Source organism: Pantoea sp. X-Soil-ISGK-275 (genome assembly GCF_059730795.1).
Map to the genome: position 1 here is coordinate 2241940 of NZ_AP035976.1, position 17220 is coordinate 2259159.

Below are 17220 nucleotides of genomic sequence, written 5' to 3' on the forward strand. Positions count from 1 at the left end.
GAATAAGAAAAACATACGGCCATTTATTGGCCGTCGAGTCCCCGAATGGGTTTAACCGAAGACCAGGCGCGACAAGATGGGCAATGCCAGTAAAGTGCATGCGCAGTGAAGCCACACTTTTGGCAACGATAACGCGGCTTAGTGCGGATTTGCTCACCAACCATATCGCGCAGCACCATCAAGCTCTCTTTCGCGCGTCCGTCTTCCGCTTCGTGTAAGTGGTAGTCCATTAAACGATGGAACACGCGCATGGTTGGATGACGTTGTAACTGGCGATTGATATACAGCTGTGCCGCTTCCGGGCCCTGCTGCTGCTCAAGGATATCGGAGAGATAAAGCTCTGCTGCGGCGCCGGTATTTTCATCGACACAGCGTTGTAAGAATTGTGCCCAGTTTTCAGGTTGGTTCAGTCGCTGATAGCAGGTTTCCAGCATCGGTAAGGTTTCACTCACCAGCTCTTTATCCTGCTCGAGTACGCGCTGCAGTCGGCTGGCGGCTTTCGCATACTCGCCCTGCTCCATCAAAATGCGGCCCATCATGATGGAGACGCGCGCACTTTGATGATCGGCTGACTCGCCCTTTTTCAACAAACTCATCGCCCGATCGAGGGCGTCGCTGCTTAATGCCTGCAACGCTAATTCACAGTAGAAATGGGCAATTTCGCCTTTCTGTTTGTCTTTGCCGAGCTTAACCAGCTTTTCCGCCACTTCGATGGCTTTTTGCCAGTCGCTGGTTGCCTGATGAATTAACAACAATTGCTGTAGCGCACCGATGCGGAAATCGGTCTCTTCCACCAGTTGCCCAAACATATCTTCGGCACGATCGTACAATCCCGCCGCCATGTAATCACGGCCGAGTTGCTGAATCGCCAGTAAGCGCTGCTCGTAGCTGAGCGACGCACTTTCCATCAGGGATTGGTGAATGCGAATGGCGCGATCAACTTCACCACGCGAACGGAACAGGTTGCCGAGCGTCAGATGCGCTTCAACCGTGCCGCTGTCCTCTTTCAACATGTCGAGAAAGAGATCAACCGCTTTGTCCTGTTGATTGGAGAGCAGGAAGTTTACCCCGGTCACATAATCGCGCGACAGGCGGTTCGCTTCCTGTTGCTTATCCTGATGTGCACTGCGGCGGCCCATATACCAGCCATACGCCGCAGCAACAGGAAGAAGCAGAAACAGCAATTCAAGCATCGAAAATTAATCCCGACGGCTGGCAGTTGGTGATGGGGTCACTGCGGTTGATTGTTCATTTTGTGCCTGCATACGTTTAAGTTTACGCTGCGCGTTAGCCAGCGAAACCCGTAAGCGTAACCAGAACAGGCCACAAATTGCCCATCCCAGCAGGAATCCAGCGCCAAACAAGCTGGCGAGCAGTGTTGAAATGCGGAATTCGCCCTGCGCTAGCAGATAGTTAAAGGTGATGACTTGGTCGTTATGCGCTCCGAGCGTGACGGAGATGATGAAAATGACCAATACCACGAGAAAAATAAGCAAATATTTCACAATGCGTCCTGTCGAGAGGTTATCCAAAGAAGTATGCCAAAAAACCGCCGTCGATGCTGCTTATCCCCACATCAGTTAGCGCTTTTTTCTGCAAGCACAATCAATCATATGGGGACGAATAGCGTAATTACAATCCATCATCACGCTGCGCGATCTCACGATGCTCTTCTGGCGGGATGGTGAGCGGGCCGCAGAAACGCTGCGCAAGTAAAGTGGCAATGGTGACCAACAACCAGGAAATCAGCGTTGCCATCACTAAATCACGCGGCCAGTGCATGCCTAACGCTAAACGGCTGCCCATCACCGCGGTCGCCCAAACGAATAACACGGCAACCGTGGCGAAATGTCGGCGCGGCCATAATAACCCAATCGCCAATAACGCCCAGCTGGCGGCAAACATGGTGTGCCCGGAAGGAAACGCATAGCCGGTTTCAAACGCCCAGTGGTTCTTCAGCCATTGCGGCAGCTGAGTATCGTTGGCCAGCAAAGTTGAAACCATTTCGCCGCGCTGCTGGCGATGTAGCTGATAAAACTCATCACCGTTAATACCATGACTTTTTTCCAGCCAGATGACGTACGGGCGCGGTTCCTGCACCTGCTCTTTAATTGTTGATTTGGTGTACTGACCGGCAAGAATTGCGCCGTTCATAATGAGGATGAGCAGAATCGCGGGTTTAAGCCGAAAGCGTAAACACCACAACACCCAGGCGCTGAGGATGATACTGGTGAGAATGCCCCACGGATTGGTGACGGTTTCTGTCATCCAAAACAGCACGCGAAGTAGATTGCCACTTTCCCCTGGTTGCCATTGCCAGTTAGATATCCAAACGCCCAACGGCATCAACAACAATAAAAACGCCCCTAAGGTGGTGCGCTGAATGATTTTTAACATTCGCTTCCTTTTAGATCCGCATTGATACGTGCGTTGCACATAACTTTAGCTGAAAAAAGAATAACATACCTATTGCAGCTTGGATAATTGTGCTTTATCACTACAATCACTCTGACCGATTAACGGCAGCCGTTCGGGTTGTGGCACAATAGCGTAAGTTTCATCGGGCCACATGGCCCGTGCGTTATCATGATGATAGCGCATCCTCTGAAGGTTCTGGAGAGTCACATGCAGCTTAAACGGGTAGCAGAAGCCAAACTGCCCACGCCATGGGGAGATTTCCTGATGGTTGGTTTTGAAGAACTGGCAACCGGCCACGACCATGTCGCGCTGGTTTATGGTGATATTAGCGATCACAATCCGGTGCTGGCGCGCGTCCATTCCGAATGTTTAACTGGCGATGCCCTGTTCAGCTTGCGCTGTGACTGCGGCTTCCAGCTGGAAGCGGCGTTAACCGCGATTGCGGAAGAAGGTCGTGGCATCCTGATGTATCACCGTCAGGAAGGACGCAACATCGGTTTGCTGAATAAAATCCGTGCTTATGCGTTGCAGGATAAAGGTTACGACACTGTCGAAGCCAACCATCAGCTCGGTTTCGCCGCTGATGAGCGTGACTTCACGCTGTGTGCGGATATGTTCAAACTGTTAGGCGTCAATGAAGTGCGCTTGCTGACGAACAATCCACGCAAAGTTGAGATCCTGACCGAAGCCGGTATCAATATCGTTGAACGCGTGCCGTTGGTTGTCGGGCGTAACCCGAAAAACGCGCACTATCTCGATACGAAAGCCGAGAAAATGGGTCATTTGCTGCCGAAGTCTTAAGCGGATTGTAAAGCAGATAAAAAAGCCGGGAATTCCCGGCTTTTTCTTTTAGTTCAGCATATTGCGGATCACGTAATGCAAAATGCCGTCGTTCTGATAGTAGGTTAATTCGTTACCCGTATCGATACGGCAACGCGTTTCCAGCGTCTCTTTGCTGCCATCCGCGCGCGTCAGCGTCACATTTACAGTGCCACCCGGTTTAAGCTGTGACAGGTTCGCCACATCAATAAACTCTTCACCGGTTAGCTGCAGCGTTTTGCGCGTCACGCCAGCCGGAAACTCGAGCGGCAGAATCCCCATACCAATCAGATTAGAGCGGTGAATACGCTCAAAGGATTCGGAAATAACCACGCGCACGCCTTGTAAGCGCGGCCCTTTTGCTGCCCAGTCACGACTGGAGCCGGAACCGTACTCTTTACCGGCAATCACCGCTAATGGCACGCCTTCCTGCTGATACTTCATCGCCGCATCGTAAATCGCCAGCTGCTCGTTAGACGGGAAGTGTTTGGTATAACCGCCCTCCACGCCCGGCACCATTTCGTTGCGAATACGGATATTGGCGAAAGTGCCGCGCATCATCACTTCGTGGTTGCCACGACGCGAACCATAGGAGTTGAAATCGGTGCGCTCAACGCCGTGTGAGAGTAAATAGCGTCCGGCTGGACTTTCCGCTTTGATGCTACCCGCCGGAGAAATGTGGTCGGTGGTGACGGAATCACCCAGCATCGCCAGAATGCGCGCGCCTTTGATGTCCTGCACCGGCTTCGGCGTTTTCTCCATGTCATCAAAGAATGGCGACAGGCGAATATAGGTGGAATCGCCATCCCAATCATAAGTTGCCGCTTCGCTGACTTTGATCTGCTGCCACTCCGGCGTGCCGTCAAATACCTCGGCATACTCTTTATGGAACATATCGCTGGTCACTTTCTGCACTGCTTCTGCAATTTCTTCCGGTGAAGGCCAGATGTCCTTAAGGAAAACATCGTTGCCCTGTCGATCCTGACCGATCGGATCAGATTGCAGATTGATCTTCATGTTACCCGCTAAGGCATAAGCCACTACCAGCGGCGGCGAAGCCAGCCAATTGGTTTTAATCAACGGATGAATGCGGCCTTCGAAGTTGCGGTTACCCGAAAGCACGGCGGCAACCGTGAGATCACCCTCTTTAATCGCACTTTCTATCGCATCCGGTAACGGACCGGAGTTGCCGATACAAGTGGTGCAACCGTAACCAACTAAATTAAACCCTAATTCATCCAGATAAGGTGTGAGTTGGGCCACAGCGAGATAGTCAGAAACCACTTTAGAACCGGGCGCCAGTGAGGCTTTGACCCACGGCTTGCGCATCAGGCCGCGTTCCACGGCTTTCTTCGCCAGTAAACCGGCAGCCATCAGCACGCTAGGATTCGAGGTATTAGTACAAGAGGTAATCGCCGAGATCACTACCGCACCGTCATCCAGCTGATAGCTCTCTCCGGTTTCGCTATCGCGATAGCTGACCGTTTTATGCGGTTTTTGCGCCTGATTGACTTCCAGTTCATTGCTGGCATCAAAGGCTGAAGGAACATCGCCCAGCGATACGCGATCCTGTGGGCGTTTTGGTCCGGCAAGGCTGGATTCAACATCACCCATGTCCAGCGCTAAAGAGCTGGTGAACACCGGTTCATCGCCAGCATTGCGCCACATACCTTGTTGCTTGGCATAAGCCTCAACCAGTTCAACCTGCTCCGCATCGCGGCCAGTCAGCGTCATGTAGCTTAAGGTAACGTCATCAACCGGGAAGAAGCCGCAGGTCGCGCCATATTCTGGTGCCATGTTGGCGATGGTGGCGCGATCGGCCAGCGGCAAGTCCGCTAATCCATCACCGTAAAACTCAACGAATTTACCTACCACGCCGTGTTTACGCAGCATCTGCGTGACGGTTAGCACTAAATCCGTTGCGGTAATACCGGGACGCAGTTTACCGGTGAGTTTGAAACCAACTACGTCAGGAATTAGCATCGAGACCGGCTGGCCAAGCATCGCCGCTTCAGCCTCAATTCCGCCGACGCCCCAACCCAATACGCCGAGCGCATTGATCATAGTAGTGTGCGAATCGGTGCCCACCAGCGTATCGGGATAAGCAATCTCTTGCCTATTCAGCATCTCATGCCAGACAGATTTACCGAGATATTCCAGATTAACCTGATGACAAATCCCGGTGCCCGGCGGCACAACGCGGAATCGATTGAAGGCTTTTTGGCCCCAGCGCAGGAAAACGTAGCGTTCATGGTTGCGCTCCATCTCCAGATGCACATTTTCACCAAAGGCTTTGTCATCGCCAAAATGGTCAACGGTGACAGAGTGGTCGATGACCAAATCAACGGGGGATAAAGGATTGACTTTGGCGACATCGCCGCCGAGGCGTTTCACCGCTTCGCGCATGGCGGCCAAATCTACCACCGCCGGCACGCCGGTAAAATCTTGCATTAATACACGCGCTGGGCGATAGGCAATCTCACGATCGGCGTGAGCATCTTTTTGCCAGGCGACCAGCGCTTCAATATCTTCCAGCGTGACAGAATCACCGTCCTGCCAACGCAATAGGTTTTCCAGCAGAACTTTCATCGACTTGGGCAAACGATCAATATTGCCCAATTTCTGAGCTGCTTTGGGCAAGCTGTAGTAATGATATTTTTTTGCCCGAACATCAAGCATGTCCTGACTCTGCTCGCGTAACGTTAACGACATAGCGCCTCCATGTATGTGAATCTCTTTTTAAACCTCAGTGACTGCAAGGTTTAACTTAAAGATAGACCACATTACCGTTAACGTTTTGATAACAACACGAATTGACACATTAAAGCACAATGAAAAATGCCCCGACGTTTATCAGGGCATTTACATAATTCAGTTTAATTTGAGTTAGTGCTTAAATCATCGCCCAAAAGGCGGCAGCCCAAAAAGCCAGGGAAAAGGTATATACGCTCACCCAGGATAATGTCGTTGTATTAATGTTCATCATTCACTCCCTCCCGGATTCCGGGCAAAAAAAGTCCACCGTCTTCAGCGTTGTACTGATGACACCGTTTTTTTAATGCTGAGTGTTAAAGGACGGGCTTATAAATTGCCCACCGGATAATCCGGTAAAAGAGGGACTCAATGTCTAAATATGGAACAGAACGCATACCGCGTTATTTGGACTTCATATCCATGAAGGATTCAATAAAGTTACGCTGATTCTCACTGAGTTCCCACGAAACAGGAATGGTCACTTGTGGTTCAGTGGATACAACGTCTTTCACTTTGCACGCAGGCGTTTGCGGCTGACGCGCTGAAACCGGATGCTTACGACTGAGTGTATTTGCCCACATGGCTTAACCCCACATACGCCAAATCATTAACGCCACCACTACCCAGAACAATGCTGAAGCAGCGAAGACAGTCATCCAAGCTTTGCGACGGGTGTTGCCAGTACGCTCAACTTTGGTGCTTTTAGTCCGGAAGCCCGGCTGTACAGTTATTCTCGTATTCATAGTTTTTGATAATCACTCTCAATAAAACGATTGATGACAACGATTAAGATTTAGGACGAATCCTAAACTTGTTAAGACCGAAAATCCAGTTATTTTTATTGAGCACAACGATTAACGCTATTTATCAAAACACAAAAGATTGATGAGATAAATTTAATTGCCAACATAACTATTAATTAAATCATTACATTGTAAATTTGGGTTAACAGCAAATTAGATCCAATCTTAATTTGAGTTTAATTTACCAGCCCAGTAAAAAAGCCCTTCTCCATCAACTCTTAACTAGAGTATGGGAATATTCCTGGCGAGCTGCAAAGTAGCATCGTAAAAATTGTGTACTGATTCGCATTTAATAGATAACAATGAAAAAACATGTGACCCATGTTTCATTTACATAAAAATAATGATTTTTTTTGAAGTACTCGTGGCGCTAAGCGCTAAGGGATTCCGAAGGTGCCCACTGGACACCTTGGCAAAAGAATGAGTTAGGAATTTACTTGAAGGGTAATTTGATGTCGCGGAACATGGCTTCAATGTCTTCATTGGAGCGCAGTGCGACCGCCGCATCCACCACATCACGCGTGAGGTGCGGTGCAAAACGTTGAATAAAATCATACATATAACTGCGCAGGAAGGTGCTACGTCTAAAGCCAATCTTGGTCGTACTATTCGTAAAGATTTCTGATGCTTCAATACGCACCAAATCGGGGTCTGCAATCGGGTCCACCGCCATGCTGGCAATCACGCCAACGCCCAAGCCTAAACGCACATAGGTCTTAATTACGTCGGCATCTGTCGCAGTAAAGACGATACGTGGTGTTAATCCTGCGCGATTGAAGGCGGTATCCAGCTCTGAACGGCCGGTAAAACCGAAGGTGTAAGTTACTAGTGGGAAATCCGCCAGCTCTTCGATCGTCACATTCGATTTACCTGCCAGCGGATGGTCGGGCGTCACGACGATGGCGCGATTCCAGTGATAGCACGGCAGCATGATTAAATCGTCATACAGATGCAGCGCTTCGGTGGCAATGGCAAAGTCGGCATTCCCCTTTGAAACCGCCTCAGCTATTTGTGTGGGCGATCCCTGATGCATATGTAATGAGACGCGTGGATAACGTTCGATAAAGCCTTTAATCACGCCAGGCAGTGCATAACGCGCTTGCGTGTGCGTGGTGGCTACATATAACGAACCTTTATCTGGCCAGGTATGTTCACCGGCAACCGATTTAATCGCATCAACTTTGGAGAGCACTTCACGCGCAATCCGAATAATCTCTTCGCCTGCAGGCGTTACTTGCGTCAGATGCTTACCACTGCGCGCAAATATCTGCACGCCCAGCTCATCTTCTAACATACGGACTTGCTTACTGATGCCTGGCTGCGAGGTATATAAGCCTTCGGCGGTCGATGAGACATTAAGATTGTGATTAACCACTTCGACGATGTAACGCAACTGCTGCAATTTCATAGTTATATCTTCCTGGTAGCGACAGAGGTGCATTCCCGGCTGGCGTGTTTCCGCCTTGATTGCGGTGAGGGAGGGAAAGCGAGTCAGCGAAACGAAAAGAGTTCTATAACTACTATATCAGTTAAAGGAAGAATGTAGAACGATTAGCTATAAGGATAAGAGAAAGGCCAGCGGATGCTGGCCTTGTGGGGAATTATTTTTTCGCTTCCTGCCATTTGCCGTCAATATAGAACATTGACCAGCCGGTGGCTTTGCCATCCTTTTCGGAAGAGACATATTGCTGTTTCGTTTTGCGACTGAAACGCACCATCGTCTTATTCCCTTCCGGGTCGGCGGCTGGCGCTTCTGACAGATATTTCAGCTTCTCTGGCAGACGGTCGGCAAAACGTTGCAGCTCTTCCACCAGCGGCGCGCGCGTTTCACGTGATTTAGGGAAAGTATTCGCGGCAAGGAACACGCCCGCAGCACCATCACGCAACACAAAGTAGGCATCCGATTTTTCACACTGCAGTTCTGGCAGCGGCACCGGATCTTCTTTTGGCGGTGCGACATCACCGTTACGCAGAATCTTACGGGTATTTTTGCACTCGTCGTTGGTACAGGCCATGTACTTACCGAAACGACCCATTTTCAGGTGCATCTCAGAACCGCATTTCTCGCACTCAACAATCGGACCATCGTAGCCCTTGATACGGAATTCGCCCTGCTCGATCTCGTAGCCGTCGCACTCTGGGTTATTTCCGCAGACGTGCAGCTTGCGCTGGTTATCGATCAAATAGCTGTCCATCGCGGTGCCACACTTCTGGCAACGACGACGGGCGCGCAGCGCGTTGGTTTCAGCATCATCGCCTTCCAGCACGTTGAGCACTTCATTTTCCGGGATCAGGTTGATGGTCTGCTTGCAGCGCTCTTTTGGCGGCAACGCATAACCCGAGCAACCGAGGAATACGCCGGTACTGGCGGTGCGAATTCCCATCGGACGACTACAGGTCGGACAGTCAATCGACGTCAACACCATCTGGTTCGGCTGCATGCCGCCCTCTTCCGGATCTTTCTCAGCATCATCTAACTGCTGGCTGAAATCACTGAAGAAGGAGTCAAGCACCGCTTTCCATTCGGCTTCATTATTCGCCACCTGATCGAGGCTATTTTCCATACGCGCGGTGAAGTCATAGTTCATCAGCTCGCGGAAGTTAGACTCCAGACGATCGGTAACGATTTCACCCATTTTTTCAGCGTAGAAACGGCGGTTCTCAACACGCACGTAACCACGATCCTGAATGGTGGAGATGATCGAGGCGTAAGTTGATGGACGACCAATGCCGCGTTTTTCCAGCTCACGGACCAGTGACGCTTCGCTGAAGCGCGCTGGCGGTTTGGTGAAGTGCTGGCTTGGCATCAGCTCTTTAAGATCCAGCATGTCGCCAACATCCACCGGCGGCAGCGTCAGATCTTCATCATTTTTACGCAGCGCAGGCATCACACGCGTCCAGCCATCGAAACGCAGCGTGCGGCCTTTGGCTTTCAATTTGAATTCAGCCGCGCCCACGGTCAGCGTGGTGGAGTCGTACTGAGCCGGTACCATCTGGCAGGCAACGAACTGGCGCCAAATCAGCTGGTAGAGTTTTTGCGCGTCAGCTTCCATATCTTTCAACTGCTCAGCGACGATATTCACATCAGAAGGACGAATCGCTTCGTGCGCTTCCTGAGAATTCTCTTTGCTGGCATAGGTATTCGGCGTTTCTGGCAGATACTTTTTACCGAAGCTGCTCTCAACATAGCCACGCGCCATTGCCACGGCATCCTGGCTCAGGTTGGTGGAGTCGGTACGCATATAGGTGATGTGGCCCGCTTCATACAAGCGCTGCGCCATCATCATGGTCTTCTTCACGCCGAAGCCCAGACGCGTACTCGCCGCCTGTTGCAGCGTTGAGGTAATAAAAGGTGCAGAAGGCTTGCTGCTGGTCGGTTTGTCTTCACGATCCAGTACTTCGTAACGCGCTTTCTGCAAAATCGCCACCGCCGCGTGAGTTTGCTCACGATTAACCGGGCGGAACACTTTGTCATTCTGATGCGTAACCTGCATAGCCAGATCGGCGCCTTTCGGCGTGGCGAAATCAGCATCGATTTCCCAATACTCTTCTGGTACGAAGGCTTTGATTTCGTGCTCGCGCTCAACTACTAAACGCACAGCAACCGACTGAACGCGACCGGCTGACAGACCACGAGCAATTTTCTTCCACAGCAGTGGCGACACCATGTAACCCACCACGCGATCCATAAAGCGGCGCGCTTGCTGTGCGTTAACACGTTCAATATTGAGCTCGCCCGGCTTGTCAAACGCCTGACGAATAGCATTCTTGGTGATTTCGTTAAACACCACGCGGCTAAAGCGCTTATCGTCCCCACCGATCACTTCCCGCAGGTGCCAGGCAATGGCTTCCCCTTCGCGGTCAAGGTCGGTTGCGAGATAGATGTGGTCTGCATCGGCAGCCAGGTTTTTCAGCTCAGCGACAACTTTCTCTTTGCCCGGCAGAATTTGATAATCCGCTTCCCAACCATGCCAGGGATCCACACCCATGCGGTTTACGAGTGCGGCTTTCTCATCCTTTTTAACCTTTTTTCCAGGTTTCGCTTTTTCCCCGTCGGCACTTTTACGGGCAGTTGAACCGCTGGTCGGCAAATCACGGATATGACCGACACTGGATTTCACCACGTAGTCATTACCGAGGTATTTATTGATTGTTTTGGCCTTTGCCGGGGACTCAACGATTACGAGTGATTTACCCATATGTACCTTTACCTAAATGAAACGTCCTGATAAACGGGAGAGAATTGGAGGTCCCAAAACCCAATGGGTTCAATATTGCTGCCAGCATTTCGCATTTCAAGGCAGCAGGGATAATCTCAGGTCAGATTGCGTCGACTTCTGCAACTTTATGATTAGGAGCGAGTTTTCCATCTGACAGAACCACACATCCGGGTGTGATCTCCCTGAAAGCTGAATCGCCCACACTCTACCTGATAAAATCCGTTACGCAACTTAATTAGCATTCTGCCTAATTTTGCGCCAGTTTTATGACGCCATGCTGATTTGCTGAACGCGATAGCTCGCAAGTAATATAGAAGGAGAAAAATGGCTGTCAAAAAAGAGGTGGAAAATGTCAGTGCCAACAGAATCTATTTCACGCCACGCGTTACTGGAAATAGCTAATCAGATAATCACGCAGCACGACAATTATTTTGTCGGATTAGAAGCCAATGATGTGATTCAGCAAGGTGAGGTTTTGGTGTTTCGCGGGCCCTATTTTCTCGATGATCAAGGCTTGCCCACCGCCAAAACCACCACGGTATTTAATGTGTTTAAACACCTCGCGGTCGAACTCTCCTCTCAATATCATCTTGCATAAAAAAGCCCGGCAATTGCCGGGCTCAGTTACAACAGCGGCTTCTCGCCGCGCTGCCACATTTTCAGAATCAACCGCTCTGCCGCCAGACTGGCGCTGTTAGTGAAGCGATCCATCATTTTACGCTTACGTGCATAATGCACGCCCAGCACGGTGAAGCGATCCATATGCTTGATAATCAATGCATCGCTGGTACCGATTTCATCGATCAGCCCTAAATCCAGCGCCTGGCGGCCATACCAGTGCTCGCCGGTCGCCACTTTATTCAGATCAAGCGACGGACGCATCTGCTGCACGAAATCCTTAAACAGCTGATGCGTTTCATTGAGATCTTCCTGGAATTTCTCGCGCCCTTCGTCGGTGTTTTCACCAAACAGCGTTAAGGTACGTTTGTATTGACCGGCGGTATGCAGCTCAACGTCAATGTCGTTACGCTTTAACAGGCGGTTGAAGTTAGGGATCTGCGCGACCACGCCAATCGAACCAATAATAGAAAACGGAGCGGCGACGATGCGATCCGCCACGCAAGCCATCATGTAACCGCCGCTGGCAGCGACTTTATCCACCACAGCTGTCAATTGCAGGCCGGCATCACGCAGACGTTGCAGTTGCGAAGCCGCCAAACCGTAGCCGTGTACCACGCCGCCAGGGCTTTCCAGACGCAGCAGCACTTCATCGCCCGGCAGCGCTACCGCCAGCACCGCGGAGATCTCTTCGCGCAACGAAGTGACTTCACTCGCGTCCATGCTGCCTTTGAACTCCAGCACATACAGCGTGGGTTTCAGCGTCTCACTCACGCCCGCTTTGGCATTGCGTTTATCGGCTTTCGCCTTTTGCTTCTCTTCTTTCTTATGCTGCTTGAGCCACACTTTTTGCGCCTGTGGTTTCATTTTGGCGAGCTGCAGATCTTCCTTCATCTCACGATAATCATCATCAAGATGCGTCAAACGCAGCTGCCCGCTGCTGTGACGTTTACGCAGCGCGGCATTAAGCACAATCAGAACAATAGCTGCGATCGCCACCACCACGGTGACGGCCTTAGCCAGAAATAATCCGTAACTGGAGAAAAAATCCATTCTGCCGCCTTATTAAACAGTAAATTACAACAGCTTCAAGTTTACCCGCTTTACGCGCTGTCGTCGCCTGAAATGCCCGCAGGCGGCACAGAATGCGAGGCTAAGCGATTGCACCGCGCGGCAAATTCAGGCATAAAGCCAAAAACCTCCTGACCCGAGCAAAGGACATCGCTGTGCATTATCAACCGAAAAGCGATCTGCTGGAAAATCGCATCATTCTCGTCACCGGCGCTTCCGACGGCATTGGCCGTGAAGCGGCGCTGACCTATGCGCGCTACGGCGCGCGCGTCATCCTGTTGGGACGCAACGCCGACACGCTGCAGAAAACTGAGCAAGCCATCAACCAGTTAAACAAGCAGCCTGCATCTTCTTTGTTACTGGATCTGGCTCAAGCCACGCCAGAAAGCTGCCAGCAGTTGGCCGATCAGGTCGCTGCGCTGGTGTCGCGTCTGGATGGCGTGCTGCACAATGCCGGCATTCTGGGCGAAATCGTGCCGCTGGAAGAACTCGATCCGCAGATTTGGCGTGACGTGATGCAGATTAACCTTGATGCCACCTTCTATTTAACCCAGGCATTACTGCCGCTGCTGCTGCAATCGGATGCCGGATCGCTGGTATTTACCACCTCCAGCGTGGGCCGCACCGGACGTGCCGGCTGGGGCGCGTATGCGGTTTCGAAGTTTGCCACTGAAGGCATGATGCAGGTACTGGCAGACGAGTATAAAAACAGTCATCTGCGAGTGAACTGCATCAATCCTGGCGGCACGCGCACCAAAATGCGCGCCAGCGCCTTCCCGGAAGAGGATGCCAATTTACTCAAAACCCCGGCTGATTTGATGCCGCTCTACCTCTATTTAATGGGCGATGACAGTCGTCGTAAAACCGGCACCAGCTTCGATGCGCAGCCGGGACGTAAAGCGGGGCCAGCAACCGCATGAGCGATCGCCATCAGCAACGTCAGCAACGACTAAAAGAGCAAGTCGATGCTCGTATCGCCGCCGCCACCGAAACGCGCGGCATTTTGATGGTGTTCACCGGTAACGGCAAAGGCAAAACTACCGCCGCTTTCGGCACCGCGTTGCGCGCCTGCGGGCACGGTAAAAAAGTGGCGGCGGTTCAGTTTATTAAAGGCGAATGGCCAAACGGTGAACGCAACTTGCTGGAGCAGCACGGCGTCGAATTTCAGGTGATGTCCACGGGATTTACCTGGGATACGCAGAACCGCGAGACCGATACCGCCGCCTGTCAGTTAGTGTGGCAACAGGCGCGTCGCATGTTGGCCGATGACAGCGTCGATCTGGTGATTCTGGATGAAATCACTTACATGGTGAGCATGGATTATCTGGATTTAAATGAGTTGGTCGATGTGCTGAACCAGCGCCCTGCACAGCAAAGCGTTATCATTACCGGTCGCGGCTGTCATCGTACGTTACTGGATTTAGCGGATACCGTGACGGAAATGCGTCCGTTAAAACATGCGTTCGATGCGGGGGTTCAGGCACAGCAAGGAATTGACTGGTAAAACGCTGACGCCGCAGAGCGCGGCGTCAGGCTTCGCATCATGAACCGCGTTTGGTGTTATTACGACGCGGATTGTTGCTCACCACACCGTGACGTTTTACCGCACGACGGATTTGGTTAGCCTTGGTGCGACGACGATCCTTTTCGACGGCCACTTTAGTGACCGTCTCTTCCGGCATACTGACTAACGTACGCAGATAGTTGACCGCCGGTAACTCCATCTCGATCCAGCCGCCGCGTGGCAAGCCTTTCGGCAACTGGATATCACCGTAACGCACACGCATCAGTCGACTAACCTGCACGCCGACCGCTTCCCACAGACGACGCACTTCGCGGTTGCGTCCTTCGGTCAGCGTCACGTTGTACCATTGGTTAATGCCTTCGCCACCGGCAAACTTAATGGTTTTGAACGATGCCGGGCCATCTTCCAGCTGCACGCCTTTGCTCAGCTGACGGATTTTATCGTCATCCACTTCGCCAAACACGCGAACCGCGTATTCACGCTCAACTTCACGGCTTGGGTGCATCAGACGGTTTGCCAGTTCGCCATCGGTGGTGAACAGCATCAAACCACAGGTATTCACATCCAGACGACCAACGGCAATCCAGCGTGAACCACGCAGACGCGGCAGACGATCAAACACGGTTGGACGCCCTTCCGGATCGTTACGCGTGCAGAGCTCACCTTCCGGTTTGTAGTACGCCAGTACGCGGCACACTTCGGTCGCCGACTCAGCGATGGACACCAGATGGCCATCAATACGAATTTTCAGGGATTTATCACTTTCAACACGATCGCCAAGCGTCGCCAGTTTGCCGTCAACGCTGACGCGTCCGGCTGAAATCATGGTTTCGATTTCGCGACGCGAACCGTGACCGGCGCGCGCTAATACTTTCTGTAATTTTTCGCTCATGGAGCCTCGTTGTCGCCTTCCCAGGCGTCGTGGTAAGAAGAGGTACGATACAGGGATTACCAATTCCCATATCAGAATCTGTTACCGCTCTGCATCGCTGATGCAATCTCAGACGGCCCGCGATTTTACACTAACGCAAGTTTTGTTAACACCTTTTCCTTTGCTGCCGATAACAGAGGGTCCGTTAAAAACGGCTTAATAAGCACCACGGCAATAAACATTCAGCTGACTGATAGATCGATCTCATTTTCGTCATCAGCATTTATGCCAAGTGACTGAAATATTGTCACTTACCCCTTACCTCTCACGCCTCAATCAGCCCCCAACTTAAGCCATCTGATACATTAACGCTTCGCAAGACTGTAAGGGCAGTATTGCGCGCCACGCTTACAGATAATCACAAACTTTAAATCTAGTTAAAAATCACAAAACAGCATAAAACACTATTTAATGGCGTTAAGTAAGCCTTTCTACGGTATTAAATATAAATTGATAGTTTATTGGCACTACAGGTTGGATTAAGTCTGTATTTTTGTATTTTTTGATTAATATTAAATTTGCTGAATTGTTCTGAAGAAAAAACTGTGTAAAATTTAAGCCTGAAATCCAGTGAGTCGTCATAATAACATAGCTTTTATTTACTATTTATATTCGTTCAACTAACAATTCATTAACGTTCACTGTGTAATTTCACTGATATTATAAACCGGCGCGCGCGGGATTTGACGCGTTTATTGATTTACGGAATGAAGTTAATTTGCATGTCGAAAGTCTTCACCAGGGATTTTACGGACATGCTTAAATGAAGATCACTGCCATGAAAACCTCTCTGCTTTGGCCTGCGCTTGCTGCGCTGGCACTGAGCGGTTGTTCCGTGGGCCACACTGAGTACAGTCGTACTGCGATGCAACACGTTGATATGAGCGTGACAGGCATCCCGACTGTACTGGGTTTGGGTATCCTCGGCACGACCATTCCTTTGACGCCAGAATACAGCCTGACGGCAGCGCACGTGGCAAAAACCGCCGTGCAACGTGTCAAGGCTTATCATCCCTATTGCGACGTCGCGATTATTTATCATAAGAATAGCCCAGAAACGCTGGCTAAATTCCGCAGCGGTGCGATTGGTGAACCGATTAAAATGTACGGTTACAGCTTTATTTCCGCTATGCCAGTGGAATCGAGCGGCGTTAATTTAGCGCGCACCGCAATTACCAATAAATGGAATAAGAAGCCCTGCATGGCGATGGCATCAAATGCTGGCGTTGTGCAAGGAATGTCAGGTGGGGCGGTATATAATGCTGACCAAACTATTGGCGGCGTGATTGTTGGATACAGCCATGAAATATCTAACGTGCGCAGCAAGAAAGTCATCTTAAAAGATGTCTCGCTGTATATTCCGTACGGAGATTTCAAAAAATGGCTGGAATCCAATATTGGTCAGACGCAGAACGCCACGCCTGACCATGCATAATTATTCGAACGGGCGCGTGTCACCGACGCCTTCGCGCACCACCACTGGCGCATCGCTGGTGAGGTCGATCACCGTGGTTGGCTGCTGTCCCAGCGTACCGCCATCGATGATCAGATCCACCAGCTTGCCAATGCTGTACTGAATCTCCTCCGGATCGGATTCGGTAAAATCGTTGCCCGGCAACATCAGCGAGGTCGACATCATCGGTTCGTTGAGGCGCTCCAGTATTGCCAGCGCTACCGGATTGGACGGCACGCGCAGACCGATGGTTTTACGTTTGTCATTCATCAGACGACGCGGCACTTCTTTCGTCGCCTTCAAAATGAAGGTGTAATTGCCCGGCGTGTTATTTTTCAGGATGCGAAACGCTGAGTTATCCACCTGCGCGTACGTCGACAGCTCCGACAAATCGCGGCACATCAACGTGAAGTTGTGATTGCCATCCAATTGGCGAATACGACAAATGCGCTCCATGGCATTTTTCTCTTCCAGACGACAACCCAGCGCATAGCCAGAATCGGTTGGATAAACAATCACGCTGCCTTTGTTCAGATAATCAACGGCCTGGTTCACCAGGCGCGGCTGCGGATTGTCGGGATGTATGTGAAAATATTGACTCATAAAAA

Annotated in this window: 16 protein-coding genes; 5 read left to right on the plus strand and 11 right to left on the minus strand. The window is 51.0% G+C overall.

The features are described 5' to 3' along the window. Positions 1-23: 23 nt before the first annotated feature. From lapB to pgpB, 3 genes are all read right to left on the minus strand, one after another. Entirely contained in the window at positions 24-1193 is a 1170-nt protein-coding gene (lapB, locus tag AC6I8A_RS10425; protein WP_256696554.1) for a lipopolysaccharide assembly protein LapB, read from the minus strand. Between the two features lie 6 nt (positions 1194-1199). Then, positions 1200-1505 carry a LapA family protein gene (locus AC6I8A_RS10430; protein ID WP_256696555.1) on the minus strand — a complete coding sequence of 102 codons (306 nt, stop codon included), beginning with the start codon at positions 1503-1505 and terminating at the stop codon, positions 1200-1202. A gap of 127 nt (positions 1506-1632) precedes the next feature. Next, positions 1633-2397 (minus strand): phosphatidylglycerophosphatase B, encoded by a 765-nt coding sequence (gene pgpB, locus AC6I8A_RS10435; protein ID WP_256696556.1) that lies wholly within the window; start codon positions 2395-2397, stop codon positions 1633-1635. Between the two features lie 228 nt (positions 2398-2625). Between pgpB and ribA the strand changes: the two genes are divergently transcribed. Then, positions 2626-3219, plus strand: a complete 594-nt coding sequence (ribA, locus tag AC6I8A_RS10440) for a GTP cyclohydrolase II (RefSeq protein WP_008106521.1) — start codon at positions 2626-2628, stop codon at positions 3217-3219. A gap of 48 nt (positions 3220-3267) precedes the next feature. Here the strand turns inward: ribA and acnA are convergent, their stop codons facing one another. From acnA to topA, 5 genes are all read right to left on the minus strand, one after another. Then, the gene (gene acnA, locus AC6I8A_RS10445) at positions 3268-5949 is read right to left on the minus strand and encodes an aconitate hydratase AcnA (RefSeq protein ID WP_497818435.1); all 2682 of its coding nucleotides are present in this window, start codon (positions 5947-5949) and stop codon (positions 3268-3270) included. A 443-nt stretch (positions 5950-6392) separates the two neighbouring features. Further along, positions 6393-6572: a YciX family protein gene (locus AC6I8A_RS10450; protein ID WP_036648922.1), complete on the minus strand. Its 180-nt coding sequence runs from the start codon at positions 6570-6572 to the stop codon at positions 6393-6395. A gap of 3 nt (positions 6573-6575) precedes the next feature. Then, positions 6576-6734, minus strand: coding sequence for a YmiA family putative membrane protein (locus AC6I8A_RS10455; RefSeq protein ID WP_071531660.1), 159 nt, complete (start codon positions 6732-6734; stop codon positions 6576-6578). A 493-nt stretch (positions 6735-7227) separates the two neighbouring features. Continuing rightward, a complete protein-coding gene (gene cysB, locus AC6I8A_RS10460) occupies positions 7228-8202 on the minus strand; it encodes an HTH-type transcriptional regulator CysB (protein ID WP_007892425.1) in 975 nt (324 codons plus the stop codon). A gap of 193 nt (positions 8203-8395) precedes the next feature. Further along, positions 8396-10993, minus strand: coding sequence for a type I DNA topoisomerase (gene topA / locus AC6I8A_RS10465; RefSeq protein WP_497818436.1), 2598 nt, complete (start codon positions 10991-10993; stop codon positions 8396-8398). A gap of 370 nt (positions 10994-11363) precedes the next feature. Between topA and AC6I8A_RS10470 the strand changes: the two genes are divergently transcribed. Then, positions 11364-11612: a DUF2498 family protein gene (locus AC6I8A_RS10470; RefSeq protein WP_256698412.1), complete on the plus strand. Its 249-nt coding sequence runs from the start codon at positions 11364-11366 to the stop codon at positions 11610-11612. Positions 11613-11638: 26 nt separating this feature from the next. Here AC6I8A_RS10470 and sohB read toward each other — a convergent pair whose 3' ends face one another. Beyond that, entirely contained in the window at positions 11639-12685 is a 1047-nt protein-coding gene (sohB, locus tag AC6I8A_RS10475; protein WP_293797153.1) for a protease SohB, read from the minus strand. Between the two features lie 173 nt (positions 12686-12858). Between sohB and AC6I8A_RS10480 the strand changes: the two genes are divergently transcribed. Both AC6I8A_RS10480 and cobO read left to right on the plus strand, forming a co-directional pair. Next, entirely contained in the window at positions 12859-13623 is a 765-nt protein-coding gene (locus tag AC6I8A_RS10480; RefSeq protein WP_497818437.1) for a YciK family oxidoreductase, read from the plus strand. Beyond that, complete coding sequence (gene cobO / locus AC6I8A_RS10485) at positions 13620-14207, plus strand: cob(I)yrinic acid a,c-diamide adenosyltransferase (protein ID WP_497818438.1); 588 nt, start codon at positions 13620-13622, stop codon at positions 14205-14207. Before AC6I8A_RS10480 ends, cobO begins: the two co-directional genes overlap by 4 nt. A 37-nt stretch (positions 14208-14244) precedes the next feature. Here the strand turns inward: cobO and rluB are convergent, their stop codons facing one another. Continuing rightward, complete coding sequence (rluB, locus tag AC6I8A_RS10490) at positions 14245-15120, minus strand: 23S rRNA pseudouridine(2605) synthase RluB (protein ID WP_008106535.1); 876 nt, start codon at positions 15118-15120, stop codon at positions 14245-14247. A gap of 802 nt (positions 15121-15922) precedes the next feature. Between rluB and AC6I8A_RS10495 the strand changes: the two genes are divergently transcribed. Then, positions 15923-16594: a serine protease gene (locus tag AC6I8A_RS10495; RefSeq protein WP_256696561.1), complete on the plus strand. Its 672-nt coding sequence runs from the start codon at positions 15923-15925 to the stop codon at positions 16592-16594. Here the strand turns inward: AC6I8A_RS10495 and AC6I8A_RS10500 are convergent, their stop codons facing one another. Continuing rightward, positions 16595-17215 carry an L-threonylcarbamoyladenylate synthase gene (locus AC6I8A_RS10500; protein WP_008106539.1) on the minus strand — a complete coding sequence of 207 codons (621 nt, stop codon included), beginning with the start codon at positions 17213-17215 and terminating at the stop codon, positions 16595-16597. Between the last annotated feature and the right edge of the window lie 5 nt (positions 17216-17220).